The 14,934-nt window shown below is 36.6% G+C and carries 18 protein-coding genes; 5 read left to right on the top strand and 13 right to left on the bottom strand.

The genetic code is table 11. From position 1 onward, the window contains the following. The first annotated feature begins 118 nt into the window (after positions 1–118). The 3 genes from BUB91_RS01355 to nadD are packed head-to-tail and all read left to right on the top strand — an operon-like array spanning position 119 to position 2,143. Positions 119–979: a YicC/YloC family endoribonuclease gene (locus BUB91_RS01355; protein ID WP_073096038.1), complete on the top strand. Its 861-nt coding sequence runs from the start codon at positions 119–121 to the stop codon at positions 977–979. A 1-nt stretch (position 980) separates the two neighbouring features. After that, a complete protein-coding gene (gmk, locus tag BUB91_RS01350; protein WP_073096037.1) occupies positions 981–1,556 on the top strand; it encodes a guanylate kinase in 576 nt (191 codons plus the stop codon). 2 nt (positions 1,557–1,558) lie between these two features. Next, positions 1,559–2,143, top strand: coding sequence for a nicotinate (nicotinamide) nucleotide adenylyltransferase (gene nadD / locus BUB91_RS01345; protein ID WP_073096035.1), 585 nt, complete (start codon positions 1,559–1,561; stop codon positions 2,141–2,143). A gap of 47 nt (positions 2,144–2,190) precedes the next feature. On the opposite strand, the gene lysM is transcribed toward nadD, so the two are convergent. Continuing rightward, on the bottom strand, positions 2,191–2,673 hold the full coding sequence (gene lysM / locus BUB91_RS01340; RefSeq protein WP_073096033.1) for a peptidoglycan-binding protein LysM: 483 nt from the start codon (positions 2,671–2,673) through the stop codon (positions 2,191–2,193). 284 nt (positions 2,674–2,957) lie between these two features. Continuing rightward, positions 2,958–3,878, bottom strand: coding sequence for a nicotinic acid mononucleotide adenyltransferase (locus BUB91_RS01335; RefSeq protein WP_073096030.1), 921 nt, complete (start codon positions 3,876–3,878; stop codon positions 2,958–2,960). 279 nt (positions 3,879–4,157) lie between these two features. Here BUB91_RS01335 and BUB91_RS01330 point away from each other — a divergent pair, with 279 nt between their 5' ends. Beyond that, positions 4,158–5,147, top strand: coding sequence for an NAD(P)H-dependent glycerol-3-phosphate dehydrogenase (locus BUB91_RS01330; RefSeq protein WP_073096028.1), 990 nt, complete (start codon positions 4,158–4,160; stop codon positions 5,145–5,147). Between the two features lie 3 nt (positions 5,148–5,150). On the opposite strand, the gene BUB91_RS01325 is transcribed toward BUB91_RS01330, so the two are convergent. From BUB91_RS01325 to BUB91_RS01310, 5 genes are all read right to left on the bottom strand, one after another. Further along, positions 5,151–5,546, bottom strand: a complete 396-nt coding sequence (locus BUB91_RS01325; RefSeq protein ID WP_073096025.1) for a hypothetical protein — start codon at positions 5,544–5,546, stop codon at positions 5,151–5,153. Positions 5,547–5,548: 2 nt separating this feature from the next. Next, the gene (locus BUB91_RS20870) at positions 5,549–5,716 is read right to left on the bottom strand and encodes a hypothetical protein (protein ID WP_164917809.1); all 168 of its coding nucleotides are present in this window, start codon (positions 5,714–5,716) and stop codon (positions 5,549–5,551) included. A gap of 35 nt (positions 5,717–5,751) precedes the next feature. Continuing rightward, a complete protein-coding gene (gene pheS, locus BUB91_RS01320; protein ID WP_073096021.1) occupies positions 5,752–6,768 on the bottom strand; it encodes a phenylalanine--tRNA ligase subunit alpha in 1,017 nt (338 codons plus the stop codon). Positions 6,769–6,869: 101 nt separating this feature from the next. Continuing rightward, positions 6,870–7,565, bottom strand: coding sequence for a hypothetical protein (locus tag BUB91_RS01315; protein WP_073096017.1), 696 nt, complete (start codon positions 7,563–7,565; stop codon positions 6,870–6,872). Between the two features lie 30 nt (positions 7,566–7,595). Continuing rightward, entirely contained in the window at positions 7,596–7,952 is a 357-nt protein-coding gene (locus BUB91_RS01310) for a hypothetical protein (protein ID WP_073096013.1), read from the bottom strand. A 149-nt stretch (positions 7,953–8,101) separates the two neighbouring features. Here BUB91_RS01310 and BUB91_RS01305 point away from each other — a divergent pair, with 149 nt between their 5' ends. Continuing rightward, positions 8,102–8,647, top strand: a complete 546-nt coding sequence (locus BUB91_RS01305; RefSeq protein WP_073096009.1) for a CvpA family protein — start codon at positions 8,102–8,104, stop codon at positions 8,645–8,647. A gap of 47 nt (positions 8,648–8,694) precedes the next feature. Here the strand turns inward: BUB91_RS01305 and BUB91_RS01300 are convergent, their stop codons facing one another. The 6 genes from BUB91_RS01300 to BUB91_RS01275 all read right to left on the bottom strand — a co-directional run bounded on the left by BUB91_RS01300 (position 8,695) and on the right by BUB91_RS01275 (position 14,924). Next, positions 8,695–10,293: a SulP family inorganic anion transporter gene (locus BUB91_RS01300; protein WP_073096004.1), complete on the bottom strand. Its 1,599-nt coding sequence runs from the start codon at positions 10,291–10,293 to the stop codon at positions 8,695–8,697. Positions 10,294–10,388: 95 nt separating this feature from the next. Beyond that, positions 10,389–11,018 carry a carbonic anhydrase gene (locus BUB91_RS01295; RefSeq protein ID WP_073096002.1) on the bottom strand — a complete coding sequence of 210 codons (630 nt, stop codon included), beginning with the start codon at positions 11,016–11,018 and terminating at the stop codon, positions 10,389–10,391. Between the two features lie 122 nt (positions 11,019–11,140). Then, a complete protein-coding gene (locus tag BUB91_RS01290; protein ID WP_128759273.1) occupies positions 11,141–11,368 on the bottom strand; it encodes a hypothetical protein in 228 nt (75 codons plus the stop codon). 136 nt (positions 11,369–11,504) lie between these two features. Then, positions 11,505–12,287, bottom strand: coding sequence for an SH3 domain-containing protein (locus BUB91_RS01285; RefSeq protein ID WP_073095998.1), 783 nt, complete (start codon positions 12,285–12,287; stop codon positions 11,505–11,507). Next, complete coding sequence (locus BUB91_RS01280; protein ID WP_073096389.1) at positions 12,284–14,029, bottom strand: BatD family protein; 1,746 nt, start codon at positions 14,027–14,029, stop codon at positions 12,284–12,286. Before BUB91_RS01280 ends, BUB91_RS01285 begins: the two co-directional genes overlap by 4 nt. Before the next feature lie 31 nt (positions 14,030–14,060). Continuing rightward, entirely contained in the window at positions 14,061–14,924 is an 864-nt protein-coding gene (locus tag BUB91_RS01275; protein ID WP_073095996.1) for a tetratricopeptide repeat protein, read from the bottom strand. Between the last annotated feature and the right edge of the window lie 10 nt (positions 14,925–14,934).

The following is a 14,934-nucleotide window of genomic DNA, read 5'->3' as shown; positions in this document are numbered from 1 at the left end:
CATTATAACATAAGATAATCCCGTATATTTTATATGCGGGATTTTAATTTAATTGATAAAATTAACCATAAGAGCAACCCGATAGGTTTTGCTATCTTTGCGTTTTTAAAATTATTGCATGATTAAATCTATGACCGGTTTTGGGAAATCTGTAAGCCAGCTTCCCACCAAAAAAATTACTATTGAGATTAAATCCCTGAATAGTAAAAACCAAGACCTTAATGCCAGAATTCCTTCTTTCTATAGAGAGAAAGAACTAGAATTGCGAAATCTGGTTGCTCAAAAGTTGCAGCGTGGTAAAATAGATTTTAGTCTCTATGTTGAATTGAATGGCGAAGAAACTAGCAGTTCTATAAATACTGATGTCGTCAAACAATATATGAAGCAGTTGCAAGCGCTTACTCCTGACGCTGCATCTATTGAGCTTCTTAAAATAGCAACACGTTTGCCTGACGCCCTCAAGACAGAGCGTGACGAGATTGACGAAGAAGAATACCAAACGGTCTTAGACGGTCTTAATGAGGCTTTAAATGCGATAGAAACATATCGTGCTGATGAAGGAAAGGTTCTTAAAGAAGACTTTGAACTTCGTATCAAAAACATCTCTTCAAATCTTGAGGAAGTCATTAAAATAGATCCAGATCGTATGCAAGGCGTGCGTGAACGTCTTACAAAAGCCATTAGCGATCTTAAAGCCGAGGTTGATGAAAACCGCTTTGAACAAGAACTCACATACTATTTAGAGAAATACGACATCACTGAAGAGAAAGTACGCTTAAGCAATCATCTGGAGTATTTTATAAGCTCTTTGAATTCTGAGGATTCTAATGGTAAAAAACTTGCTTTTATAAGTCAGGAAATGGGAAGGGAAATCAACACAATAGGCTCTAAGTCTAATTATGCGCCCATGCAACAGATTGTAGTGCGTATGAAAGATGAACTAGAGAAAATTAAAGAACAACTTCTAAACGTACTTTAAAATGGCTGATACAGGAAAACTCATCGTTTTTTCTGCACCTAGCGGAAGTGGTAAAACCACCATCGTAAGATGGCTTCTTGAAAAAAAAGAATTAAATCTAGAGTTCAGTATTTCTGCAGCATCACGCGAAGCAAGACCTAATGAAAAACACGGAGTAGATTATTATTTTCTCTCACTCAAAGAATTTAAAAGACGTATTAAAAATGATGAGTTTTTAGAGTGGGAAGAAGTTTATCGCGATAACTTCTATGGAACTTTAAAAAGTGAAGTAGAACGAATCTGGAAGCTAGGCAAACACGTGATATTTGATATTGATGTTGTAGGTGGCTTAGATATTAAGAAGTTATACCCAGAGCGCACACTGGCTGTTTTTGTTAAGCCTCCAAGTATTGAAGAGCTTAAAATAAGACTTAAAAAACGCAAGACCGAAAGTGAAGACCGCATCAACATGCGCGTTGCAAAAGCCAGTATAGAGCTTGCCACAGCCCCACAATTTGACTATATCATAGAAAATAATAATCTAGATACAGCACTTGAAGAAGCTTATGAACTAGTCACAAAGCACATCAAAGAGTAGTTATGAAAATTGGGCTTTATTTTGGGACCTTTAATCCGGTGCACGTAGGTCATCTAATCATTGCGAATCACTTTGCAGAATACAGTGACCTTGACAAGATCTGGATGGTAATCACCCCTCACAACCCATTTAAGAAGAAAAAAACACTTCTGGATAACAATCATCGGTATCAATTAGTGCTAGAAGCTGTTGAAGAATACCCTAAGATTGAAGCAAGCACAATTGAGTTCAATTTACCACAACCCAACTACACAAGTAATACGCTAGCGCATTTAAAGGAAAAATACCCACAACACGAGTTTTGCCTAATCATGGGCGAAGACAATCTGCGCACACTTCATAAATGGAAGAATTATGAGGTAATCTTAGAACATCACGAGATTTATGTATATCCACGTATTGCAGACGGTGAAGATCAAACGCAACATGAATTATTGAATAACGATCGCATTCATATTATTGAAGCTCCGGTTGTTGAGATCTCGTCTACAGCTATTCGTAAAGCGATAAAAGACGGTAAAAATTGTCGCCCTTTATTGCCTCAACCCGTTTGGAGCTATATAGATCAAATGAATTTTTACAAATAAAAAAAACTTCCGTTTAAACGGAAGTTTTTTTTTATATGGTTTTATACTTAATCCAAATTTGGAATTCGCAGCATTTGACCAGGATATATTTTGTCTGGATCTTTAAGCATTGGCTTATTAGCTTCAAATATTACAGGGTATTTCATGGCATTTCCATAGAATTTCTTGGCGATTTTACTCAATGTATCACCAGATTCTACTGTATGAAATTGTGCTTCCGGTTCTTTATGCTCAACATCCATCTGATCATCTACCTGAGCAATACCTTCTACGTTACCCACAACAAGTACAACTTTTTCTTTTGTAGTCTGGTCAGCAGCTTTCCCCGTTACTGTTGCTTTCTCACCATCAATAGAAATATTAAGGTTTTTAACCTCAAGACCTAAATCGCCTATAGTTTCTTTTAAAGAAGCCTCTGCCTTCTTATTTGCTGCGGCGGCTTCAGCCCTTTTTTCTGCAGCTTCCTCAGCAGTACTTTTACCGATACCTATTTTTGCTCCGGCATTTTTAATGAATGAAAATAATCCCATTTTTGTGTTCTTTAGTTAGAGTTAGTTTGCGTTATAAAGATTCAATTTACAAAATACCGTCTTAAACCCTTAATAATGCCTACCTAAAAGTATGTGAATGTTTACAGCTGATTCTTAGTAAAATACTTCGGGGAAGGCTCACGAGGTATTCGTTAGAAACAAATTTTCAATTTTGAGGCAAGCCTTGGGGTATTAAACCTTTTGGCGGTGCCAATAAAAATCGCCCTGAGAATAACTCAACAGGGCGATCTCAACTAACCAACCAAAAAAAAATCTTCTATTGCTTATTTAGCTAACGCTTTTATCGTCTTAATATTTTGTTCTATTTCGCTTTGCTTTAAACGACTCTTACCTTCTGAAGGTGTTTTATATTGAATGTAACCTTTACCTCTAAAACGGTATTCTGTTCCTGAAGAAGGGTGGTACAAAGCAATCGTTGCATCATCTACTATTGAAAGTTCAAAAAACTCATTTGCGAAATAGTTATAGTCTAAAGTCAACGTTTTTAATAACGCATTGTTCTGCACATTCTGCACTTCGTAAATACCGGTATAATCCCAATACAAGTTATTTGTAGATGTACCGCGAACATCCTGTGAGCTCTGAAAATTTCCTCCTGAATTTGCTGGTAAAAACTGCAAGAAGTTTTCTGCATCAAATTCATTAATTGAGCCCGTAGAACTGGTATATATTTTTTCCCAAGCAGCGTATTCCTGCAAAAAGAAATGAATGTTATCATAAAACAACCGGTCATAATCAAACGTATTACGCTGGTATCCTTTCAATATAAATGAAGTATTTGAAAAGCTGTTGTACAACTCAAGTGTGTTGTTATTCAATACTTTTATTTCAAAAGAATAAAAACCATCTATATCGTGACTGATGTCTAAATCATAATCAAAGATATCATAATAACCCACCTCTATACCATAACCCCTACCCTGATCACCTATCCCTGCCAGATTGTTATTTGCCATTACGGTTCCGTTTAAAAAAGACAGTGTGAAAGCTTTTTCCATAAAAGGAATGTTGCCATTACCTTGAGTCTGGTTGATATCTACATACCAAAGTTCATAATCACTAAGCACTCTAGAAAGTGGCACAACCGGTTCTAAAACCTCATCCGCTACATATACATCTGTATAACACGAAGTAAATAGAGTAAATATTAATAAAAATCCGCTAAGTAGTTTTAGTGTTCTCATAATCGTTCGTTTTTAAGTTTATTACTCTCACTGTTGCAAGAGCTGCAATTACATTCTTAGCGTTGACGTCATGCTCTGAATTGTATTTTAACATATTCAAACCGCGTGCCAAAAAAATATTAAAGTGGTTTTCAAGATTTTAGGTGCGGTCTAAAATCTGTACCTTTAGATCTTAAATTTTGAATAATGAAATTCAGTTAAAACCTTGCGGTAACTGAGTTTACAAGTGGTGTAGATCACGATCTATTTTAATTCCACAATGTGGAAAAATCAAAAATTATGGCCTTAAAATTTGGTGTTATAGGAGGTGGAAGCTGGGCTACAGCGATTGTAAAAATGCTTTCAGAAAATGTGGAAGAAGTAGGCTGGTATATGCGCAGCGTTTATGCTCTTGAGCATCTAAAAAGAGAAAAACACAATCCTAATTATCTGAGTGCCGTAGAGTTTGACACCACCCGATTGAAACTGAGTAATGACATTAATGAGGTTATAGAATATGCAGATTACCTTATTTTTGTAGTTCCTTCTGCTTTTGTGGGTAAAGAATTAGAGAAAGTCACCGCCAGTTTTAAAGACAAGATTATTTTTTCGGCAATTAAAGGAATTGTGCCCGAGACGGGTCAGATTGTTGGTGCTCATTTTCACAAAGAATATGACATTCCTTTTGAAAATATCGGTGTGATAACAGGCCCGTGTCACGCAGAAGAAGTAGCGCTTGAACGTCTTTCTTACCTAACGATCGCTTGCGCTGATGAAGAACATGCTCAAGTGGTTGCTGACCACCTTAAAAGCTGGTACATCAAAACCACCGTAAGTGATGATACCATAGGTACAGAATATGCCGCGATGCTTAAAAATATCTATGCAATTGCTGCCGGAATCGCACACGGCTTGGGTTACGGTGATAACTTTCAGAGTGTATTGATGAGTAACGCAATCAGAGAGATGAAAAAATTCATCAAGAAAGTCCACAAAATGAAGCGTAACATCAATGATTCTGCCTACTTGGGAGATTTATTGGTAACCGGTTATTCTGTTTTTAGCCGCAACAGAATGTTTGGCAATATGATAGGGAAAGGATATACGGTTAAAAGCGCTCAAATGGAAATGAGTATGGTGGCCGAAGGGTATTATGCTGCGGAAAGTGCGTATAAAATAAATGAAAAATTAGGAGCTAAAACACCGATCATTGATGCCGTTTACGAAATACTTTATAAAGGAAAAGATCCTAAAAAGACGTTTATTAAGCTTACAGAAAAGGTTGATTGATAATTACTCAGCCAGCACACCTTCTTTCAGCATCGAAGGTACCGGAGCTTTGTTTTCATCTTTGATGCTTCCGGCTTTAAAGACAAAGGTTTTTTCAAACATTTTTCCGTCTAGGAAATAAGTGACTGCAAATTCATTAGTGAGCTCTAAAACACTATCTTCTATAAACTCGATTTTAGCAAAAGACTTCGCAGGAAGAACTTGCAATTTATGACGCATCAGGCTGGTTTTCTTCTTCTCATTATAACCATTAGAAACAATGAGAACAAGTTCTAATGGTTCGTCTGAATCGTTTACGATATAAGCATTCCAATCATCTGTGCGATGTGTCTCGTTAAATTCTTTGACCGCTGCCACATAAACGTCTGCAACTTCAGGAATGTTGATGTCTTTGCGCATAACTAGTCGTCGTTAACCTTCCACATAATCCATAAGGCTAATAGCGCAATCGCCATTATACCCAGAAAAATGCTTCCTATAACTATCTTAATCGCTGCTATGACAAAAGTCAGATAGGCTACACCAGCTAGCGCGATAAGAAGTATCGCAATTACAATATACTTTTTCATAGTAAATTTTTAAATTTTCTAAATTGAATCAGGTATTACAAGGCACTCTTAAACTGATTTAAGAAACGCAGATCATTTTCGCTCAACAAACGTATATCTGATATTTGATGCAATAATAAGGCGATACGGTCTATCCCCATTCCAAATGCAAAACCGCTATACTCTTTAGAGTCTATACCGCAATTTTCTAACACATTAGGATCAACCATACCACACCCCATAATCTCTAACCAACCGGTTCCTTTGGTCATTCGGTAATCGGTTTCTGTTTCTAATCCCCAATACACATCAACTTCTGCACTAGGCTCTGTAAACGGAAAGTAAGAAGGTCTTAAACGTATTTTACTCTTACCAAACATCTCTGTGGTGAAATGCTGAAGCGTTTGCTTAAGGTCTGCAAACGAAACATCTTTATCTATATACAAACCTTCAACCTGATGAAAAAAGCAGTGTGAACGCGCCGAAATAGCTTCATTACGAAAAACGCGACCGGGAGAAATCGTACGTATAGGCGGTTTATTGCCTTCCATATACCGTACCTGTACAGATGAAGTGTGCGTACGCAACAGAACGTCTGGATCTGTCTGAATGAAAAACGTATCCTGCATGTCACGAGCCGGATGATATTCCGGTAGGTTTAGCGCTGTAAAATTGTGCCAGTCGTCCTCAATTTCCGGTCCTTCAGAAACATCAAATCCTATTCTTGAAAAGATATCAATAATTTGATTTTTTACAATCGAAATAGGATGACGTGAACCCAAAGTGATAGCAGCACCGGGTCTGGTCAAATCACCATAAACACCTTTTTCTTCTGAGGATTCTAGACTTGCTTTAAGCGCGTCTACTTTATCTTGAACCACAGTTTTAAGCGTGTTCATCGTTTGCCCAAACTCTTTCTTCTGCTCATTAGGGATATGCTTAAATTCAGAAAAATACTGATTGAACAATCCTTTTTTTCCTAAAAATCTAATTCTAAAAGCTTCCGCTTCTTCAAGTGAGGTTGTGTTAAAGGCCGCTGCTTCGGCAATTAATTCTTTTATTTTATCTAACATAATTCTGCTTCAATCCCGTCTTCGGGTTTTAATCTGCTTCATTTTTGCATTACAAATACCTTTTTGGGGTATTGCTTTATGCGATTTCAGAAGCCACAAATTTAGGAAATATCAGTGGCTTGGGCTTTATTGTCCCGGTAAATATATTGCAGAATAAAGAATACTGCAGTACCACCCAGAAGATGCCAAAGCCAGTGAGTTCCCATCCAGAAAAATTCAAAATCAAGCCTTTTATCTAAAAAACGAAATAAAACTGCAAGACTAAAGATTACAAATGCTGTTACCACCGGTCTAAGGTGTCGTCCGTTCGTTTTTATTAAATACCCTATGACAGGAATTAAAATACTCAATGCACTTATAAGATAACCTATGTTGTGTTCTAATTTAACCGGAAGCGGTAAATACCTCAAGCCGATAAATGCTGCACCTATTAAGCCAATAAAAACAAGACGTTTTCTCCAGGTTTTTTTCCATTTAAAAATAAAATACAGCACTGCTGCAAAACTCAATCCCCGAATAGGAACCCAATCTAAAAGCAACCATGCTTCTTCATTACGCAGCCCGTGATATAATGTACCGCCCACATAGCCTATAAATATAAAAGGCAAAGCGATCATCAAAAACCATTGATTTTTAGGCTTCTTGTAAATTTTTACACCAAAGTAAACGACAATAAACAGAAAGACTAGATTGCTGTACGTATTAAACGGCTCAACAGGAAATCTACCTGCAATTGTCTCTTTATATATTGGACCCGTATCGTTAGGAAAAAAATCCTGAATTAGATTTAACAGCATGGTTTAGACAAACTCAAAGGTTTCAATTCTTTAGTGAACGAGTTCTTTTTCAACAAAATATTGAACTATCGCTTCTTTCATCAATAACGTCTGTTCACCAGCCTTTAGAGGAGGTAAAGCCTCTAACATCTCATAATGAGGCCAACCATCTTCATCTTGAAAATCAAACTTATAAAACCCAAAAGGCTCCAGTAATCTGCATATTGCTATATGCATCAAATTGAGTTTATCATCTTTTTTAAAACGCATCCCCGGCTTGCCCAGTTCTTGAACACCAATTAGGTAAATAATAGCATCCAGATCTAATTGTTCTCCATCTGCAAAACGGGCAGAAAGTTTATTCACGATCTGCTCCCAACGCTCTTTTAATTGTTCATCTCTTGCCATGCCGCAAATATAGGTAAGAAGCTACAATCTAATACCACACGTAGGTTTACTAATCATTAAACCCTTATAATTTAACTAATGATTAAGTATACTCCTCGTGACTTCAGCATTGCAAGATGGTATATTGATCAAAATAGTATCTTTAACTTATGAATTATCTGGATATCGTAATTGGAATTTTACTGATTTTTGGTCTTTTTAAAGGTCTAAAAAACGGACTGCTTATTGAAGTAGCTTCTCTTATCGCCTTAATTCTGGGTGTTTATGGCGCTATTCATTTCTCATATTATGCTGTAACATTTTTGAACGAAAAAGTAAGTTGGAGTGAGCAAACCATAAATCTCGCTGCTTTTGCAATAACCTTTATTATTATTGTTTTTGTGATCACTTTAGCAGGAAGAGTTCTTACCAAAGTGGCTTCATTTGCAATGCTGGGTATTGTAAATAAAATTTTAGGTGGAATTTTTGGCCTATTGAAAACTGCTTTTATTCTCAGTGTCATCATTATGTTTCTAGCTGCAATGACAAACAGTTTAAATATTATAGATGAAGAAACAAAAGAAGAATCTGTTCTCTATAAAACCATACAACCTTTAGGTCCGTCATTCCTTCCCAGTATTTTAAAGGAAGTTGATGAGTTTAGAGACAGAAATGATCAGGATCAAGAAGACTCCTTAGAACTACAATCTGCGTAAAACTAAAAATCCCCGAGCTAATTACTCGGGGATTTTTAATGAAGGTTTTATCCGGTAACCTTTAAATTTTCTTTTTTGTCTTTATTGAAAAACTTCTCATAATCATCCGGGTTTTCAATAGTTCCACGCTCTGAAATTACTTTAATGTCAATATTTTTATCGTTTGCCCTATACCTAAAGTCATCAAGAATTTCAATAATATCCTGATCTAGATAGCGCGTTTTACGCACATCAATTTCAAGAAATGAGTGCTCACCCAACTTATTTAATTCTTTTAAAATAGCACCTTTATTTATAAAACTTACCTCTTCGGCTAAAGTCATTTTCACTACTTCTTGACCCGTTTTTTCTTCTTTTCTGATATGCAAGAAATGAGAATTCTGATAATTTTTAATAAGAATAATTACAACTCCTACTGCGAGACCCAAGCTGATTCCTATTAATAAATCGGTAAAAACAATACCAACAATGGTCATTATGAATGGCACAAATTGTTTCCATCCTAAACCCCACATGCGTTTAAATGTTGCTGGTTTTGCCAGCTTATACCCCACAAGTAATAGCACAGCAGCCAAAACAGACAAAGGGATTAGATTTAAAACATTAGGAATAAAAATCACAGAAATGAGCAATAAAAAACCGTGAAGAATAGCAGACATTTTTGTTTGCCCTCCTGATTGAATATTAGCCGAACTGCGCACAATTACTTGAGTAACCGGTAAACCACCTATCATTCCTGAAATAATATTACCAGCTCCTTGTGCAAAAAGTTCTCGATTGGTAGGAGTTGTTCGCTTCTTAGGGTCTAACTTATCTGTTGCTTCAACACACAAAAGGGTTTCTAAGCTCGCAACTAATGCAATTGTAAAAGCTGTTATCCAGATTTGTGGTTCCCCTATAACTTTAAAGTTAGGAAATGTAAATTGACCAATAAATGAATTAAAATCATCTGGAACAGGCACTTTTACGAGGTGTTCTTTTGATATACCCCAAGTTTCAGAATCCTGAGTAAAAACAAAGTATAATATACCCAGAACCACAGCCACTAAAGGCCCTTGTACTAATTTGAAAATCTTCCCTTTTTTACCTAAAATCGACTCCCATAGAACCAAAACTGCCATACCTATTACAGCAATTAAAGTTGTTCCAAGACTTATTCCGTCAAAAATTCTAGCTATTTCAGAAAATGTATTTCTTCCATCAACCTGAGCAAATGCTAAATCTCCTACAGGATCTGCATCATACCCAAAAAAATGAGGGATTTGCTTTAAGATAATAATGATACCTATGCCGGTGAGCATTCCTTTAATTACTGAAGAAGGAAAATAATACCCTATTATCCCTGCTTTAAGTACTCCAAACAACAATTGAATGACTCCACCTAAAACTACTGCAACTAATAAATTCTGATAACCTCCTAAACTTGAAATCGCAACTAAAACGATTGCGGAAAGACCCGCAGCAGGACCACTTACCCCCAGACTAGATCCACTTAAAGCTCCTACTATAATACCGCCTACAATACCTGCAATAAGACCTGAAAATAAAGGCGCTCCACTAGCAAGTGCTATACCCAAACACAACGGTAGCGCTACAAAAAATACAACAATACTTGATGGTAAATCGCTCTTTAAATGTTTAAACATAGTAGTAGTTTTTAATAGGTTAATTACGCTTCAATACAGTTATAAAAGGGATAAAGAACCGAGAACAAATATTCTGCTCTCGATTCTTTATTATGTTATTCATCTAATCTATAAATCTCCATAATATGCTCTAAGATAGCATCAAAATCAATTTTAAGATCAATTAATTTTCCTGAATGAATATCAAATACCCAACCATGAACAGTAAGATTTCTGTTGCGAATCGCCTTCTGCACATCTGCTGTTTTGATCACATTCACACACTGCTCTTGAACATTAAGCTCTACAAATTTTTTGTAGCGTTCTTCTTCATCCTTAATAAGACTCAACTCCTCTTGATGGATACGATACACATCACGAATGTTTCTCAACCAAGGATTTAAAAGCCCTAAATCTGCAGATTGCATAGCAGCTTTTACACCACCACAATAATAATGACCACAAACAACCACGTGTTTAACCTCTAAATGCTCTACAGCATAATTGATTACAGACATAGAATTAAGGTCTGTATTGGGTACCATATTTGCAATATTACGATGCACAAAAACGTCACCAGGACCTACGCCCATTAGCTCTTCAGAAGAAACACGGCTATCGCTGCATCCTATGTAAAGAATTTCCGGAGATTGCCCCTGAGATAATTTTTTGAAGTAATCTGGCTCTGTTCCCAAACGCTCCTGTACCCACTCTTTGTTGTTCTCGAATATTTTCTTAATATCCATGCTATTTATTTTTTGGTTAAAAATCAGAATGTAAACATTTTAAAATGCCTCATTCTTTAAAGATGCTTGAAGCTATTAATAACTCTTAACATCTTCTAATAAAAAGAAGATAAAAATAATAATTAAATATATTCAGGCGGAGGAGACAGCTTATTAAGATAAATAGGCTCTTGTAATAACATTTGAAAAGTTAATGTCTTGTGAATTACATATTGTTCTTTAAGAACGGAAAAGCATTTATTAAAGTGAATTTCAAAATTTTCTTCAAAATCAAAATCTACTTCTAGAATCTCATTAGAAGCTATCAATACCAATTCAGCAGTATCTTTATCATATTGTACTAATGACACAACAAGAGGCATTACTGAAAAAACAGCAAAAATTAGATGTATGACACAATATTTAAGCAGCAAAATGATTCATTTTTTATTATATTCTTAAATATAACAAAGAAATACCAATAATAAATCGAAAACACAAAGCAATCTATAACAACTTCACATCGGCTTTAGGTATCCAACCTTCTTGACCGTCTGCAAGGCGTATCATTTGCCAGTCACCTTGTTCTTCAATCACACGCACTTTGGTACCTTCATGCAGAACAAAAACCTCATCGCTACCTATATTTGGAGCATTTTTTATTTCAGCCTCCGGCGAAAAAACCACAGCAAATCGCTTGTTTTTTTCATTAGATTGCGCCTGAAACGCTAAAGTTAAACTGAGTAATCCTAAACCTAAAGAAACGAAAGCAATAGTGAAAAAGGAGCGCTTTAAAACGGTCTTATTCCCAAAATAATATACAAGAAAACTTAGCGTAAACAACATAATCAACACTACAGTAATAATTGCCCAACCGTCTAGGGAAAAAAGATTTAAGAGTTGATTCCACCATTTTTTAAACGTGTTTTCAGGTAAGGGTGTAATTGCATCAACCGTCATGTTCTGAGCAAACTGAAGGTTGTTCTTAATCGCTTTATCATTAGGTTTTAGCACCAATGCTTTTTCATAATTATAAACACTAGGTGCAATTCTGTTGAGTCTGTAATTGGCATTTGCCAGATTATAATACAATTCAGCAGACTCATAGCCGGCATCTAAAACCTGCTCATAATTCTTAATCGCCTCTTCAAAATTATTCTGCGCATACTGTGAATTACCAGTCTCAAACAACTGTTGCGGAGTTTGAGCGCTTGCTAAAAAAGCACTACAAATCAAAGCCAGAATAACAATAAGGCTTCTGTATTTTAATTGTAAATCCTGTGTTTTCATAACTGTTTATCTATTTCTGAAATTACACGGGAAGCCTGCTCATAATCATGCTGCATCGCATCGCTACTTGACGGTGTATATCGTGCAAACTCGCAGCTTTCTAATAGCTTCAAGAAATCTGCAGTAGTTTCAACTGTAGCGCCACGTTCTTGAAGCAACTTGCTGATACGGTCTTTACTCATATCACTAGTTTGAATATTAAGACGGGCTTTTAAGAAATTATGCAGACACTTTTCTAGAGCCAAATAAAAGGCAGTCTGATCTCCCAGGCTTTTCTTAGCATCTCCCAAGTATTTACGAGCCAGCTTATCTGCCTTACGCAGTCTGTTTCCTTTTACATCATTCTGATATGCTTTGCGCTTACGACCAAATAAAATCGCTAACGGAATTAAAATAACCGGTGTCGCCAGCATACCCCAGAAGGTTATAGTTGCAAAGAATGAATCTTTATTTTGAGCGACCAGATTGGCATCAGACTTTATATAATTGAATTGATTTACAGCCTTAACAGGAACTTTATTATCATCCTTAGAAGCCAATGCTGCAGGCCCATTTTCTACATCGATTATGATCTCATCACTACTCAACGTCTTGTATTGTTCTGTTGCAGGATCAAAATAAGAAAAGCGTATCGGTGGAATAGGATAGTTCCCTTTTTGCTGTGGCACAATAGTATATCGTGCAGCGGTAGAGCCAGCCATTCCGTTTAATGAAACCCGAACATCTTGATTATTCTCAGGCTCATAAACCTCTAATGAACTTGGTAATTTTGGCTTTGGAAGATTAAACAGTTTAAGATTCCCGTTTCCTTTAGCCGTTAACGTCAAATCAAGAGCTTCTTGTGCATCCAATTTGGTTTTACTGGCAATAACATCAAAATCAAAACTGCCTACAGCACCGGTAAAGCTTTCAGGTTTACCATCTTCAGGCAATCTTTTTACATTAACTTTTCGGGTTGGAGCGGTGACCGTAATTTTTGCCGGTCTGGTAATGCGCATCCCAAAAATATCTCTACGATTGGTTGGCGCTTCTACATTAATATTTAATGCAAGCGGCTCTATAGTTAACTCTCCTGTTTTCTGCGGATAGAGTAAGGTTCTTCTCAATATCACATAGCGATAAGGCTTCCCCTTGTACGAACCGTCATAGACTTTAAATTGTTTCTCGTCTATACTCTGGCTCCAGAAGTCTGCAAACTTAGGTGCATCAAGCTCATTCCAACCATTTACAGCCGTTTCACGAGAAACATAGAGCTTATAGACCACCGTAAAAGCTTCATTTAGATATGGGTCAGATTTAGAAACCTCAGCAACAAGATGTACATTTTCGGTAGCTGCAACTTGAGGATCATTAGGGTCTTTCTGCAAATCTACAGCTCCCGTGACATTGATTTCTATGGGGATGGTTTTATAAACGGTGCCATCTATTTCTATCTCGGCTTGACCTATTTTTAGTTTTCCGGTAGCTTTGGGTTGTAAGAAATAAGAAAAAGTTTTTGAAAAACTTGCTTTTCCATTAATCCATTGCTTGCTGATTGACTGATTAGGACCACCTACTACGGTAAACCCTTGAAAACTGGGAGGTCTGAAATTATCCCCATCTTTATTCATCTCAAAGTCTACACGCAGGCGCTCATTAACGCCCAACGTTTCTTTACTCACCACGGCATCAAACGCTACCTGCGAGTATGCAGAGAATCCTGCAAAAAAAACAATCAGCAAAAATTTTAACTTCATCTTCATCGTAATTGCTGCTTTATCGCTCAGGCGTGGCTTACCAGTCTTTATCTGTTTTGACCTTAGTACCTTTAACTTTCTGAGCATTCATTTTATCTTGAACTTTATTTTCTTCGTTTTTCATAGCCTCTAGCAAACTCTTGACTTGCTGAGGAGATAACTGCCCCTGACCGGGTTGTGGCTGAGGCTGTTCTTGTTCTTTATCACCATCTTTACCCTTGTCTTTCTGATCACCATCTTTGTCTTTAGGCTTGCCTTCATCATCTTTTTTATCGTCGCCCTGATCCTTCTTCTCATCACCCTGATCATCAGAATCCTTTGGCTTACCGTCATCGCTTTCTTTATCGTCACCATCACCTTCCTGATCTTTTTTGTCTTCATTCTGATCTTGGTTTTCGTCTTCTTTATCATCGTCACCACCGCCACCGCCGTTCTTCTCTTCTTCTTTTTTAGCTAAAGCCAGATTATAACGCGTTTCTTCATCTGTAGGATCATTACGCAACGCATTCTTGTATGCTTCTACTGCTTTCTTAAAATCCTGTTGCTGATAAAATGCATTCCCTAGATTGTGAAATGCCTTATGCTTTTCAGTCTTTGTTTGCGCTACTTCTGCAGCTTGAAGATATCTGTTCATACCTTCACCATATTTTTTATTTCGGTAATAGTTATTACCCATATTATATTTTGCAGTCGTATTTGCAGGGTCTTTAGCTACCGCCTTTCTGTAATTAGATTCTGCAGCAGCAAATTCATTAGAAACAAAGGCATCATTTGCCTCTGCAACATAATCCTGTGCCTCTATAATTGCAGGATCTGGCTTTGCGCTTTGCGCGAAAACAACACCCACAAAAAACATAAAGAATATGCCGAGTAGTTTATGTAAATTTTTAAAATGCTCCATCTTCAATCAG

The sequence above is a fragment of the Leeuwenhoekiella marinoflava DSM 3653 genome (assembly GCF_900129005.1).
GTDB lineage: Bacteria > Bacteroidota > Bacteroidia > Flavobacteriales > Flavobacteriaceae > Leeuwenhoekiella > Leeuwenhoekiella marinoflava.
Note: the sequence above shows the minus strand (reverse complement) of the source record. Positions and strands in the feature narration are given on the sequence as shown.

Bases quoted from the DNA above. Each gene is read 5' to 3' on its own strand.
- BUB91_RS01355 (WP_073096038.1), top strand. From the start codon at position 119: ATGATTAAATCTATGACCGGTTTTGGGAAATCTGTAAGCCAGCTTCCC.
- gmk (WP_073096037.1), top strand. From the start codon at position 981: ATGGCTGATACAGGAAAACTCATCGTTTTTTCTGCACCTAGCGGAAGT.
- nadD (WP_073096035.1), top strand. From the start codon at position 1,559: ATGAAAATTGGGCTTTATTTTGGGACCTTTAATCCGGTGCACGTAGGT.
- lysM (WP_073096033.1), bottom strand. From the start codon at position 2,673: ATGGGATTATTTTCATTCATTAAAAATGCCGGAGCAAAAATAGGTATC.
- BUB91_RS01335 (WP_073096030.1), bottom strand. From the start codon at position 3,878: ATGAGAACACTAAAACTACTTAGCGGATTTTTATTAATATTTACTCTA.
- BUB91_RS01330 (WP_073096028.1), top strand. From the start codon at position 4,158: ATGGCCTTAAAATTTGGTGTTATAGGAGGTGGAAGCTGGGCTACAGCG.
- BUB91_RS01325 (WP_073096025.1), bottom strand. From the start codon at position 5,546: ATGCGCAAAGACATCAACATTCCTGAAGTTGCAGACGTTTATGTGGCA.
- BUB91_RS20870 (WP_164917809.1), bottom strand. From the start codon at position 5,716: ATGAAAAAGTATATTGTAATTGCGATACTTCTTATCGCGCTAGCTGGT.
- pheS (WP_073096021.1), bottom strand. From the start codon at position 6,768: ATGTTAGATAAAATAAAAGAATTAATTGCCGAAGCAGCGGCCTTTAAC.
- BUB91_RS01315 (WP_073096017.1), bottom strand. From the start codon at position 7,565: ATGCTGTTAAATCTAATTCAGGATTTTTTTCCTAACGATACGGGTCCA.
- BUB91_RS01310 (WP_073096013.1), bottom strand. From the start codon at position 7,952: ATGGCAAGAGATGAACAATTAAAAGAGCGTTGGGAGCAGATCGTGAAT.
- BUB91_RS01305 (WP_073096009.1), top strand. From the start codon at position 8,102: ATGAATTATCTGGATATCGTAATTGGAATTTTACTGATTTTTGGTCTT.
- BUB91_RS01300 (WP_073096004.1), bottom strand. From the start codon at position 10,293: ATGTTTAAACATTTAAAGAGCGATTTACCATCAAGTATTGTTGTATTT.
- BUB91_RS01295 (WP_073096002.1), bottom strand. From the start codon at position 11,018: ATGGATATTAAGAAAATATTCGAGAACAACAAAGAGTGGGTACAGGAG.
- BUB91_RS01285 (WP_073095998.1), bottom strand. From the start codon at position 12,287: ATGAAAACACAGGATTTACAATTAAAATACAGAAGCCTTATTGTTATT.
- BUB91_RS01280 (WP_073096389.1), bottom strand. From the start codon at position 14,029: ATGAAGATGAAGTTAAAATTTTTGCTGATTGTTTTTTTTGCAGGATTC.
- BUB91_RS01275 (WP_073095996.1), bottom strand. From the start codon at position 14,924: ATGGAGCATTTTAAAAATTTACATAAACTACTCGGCATATTCTTTATG.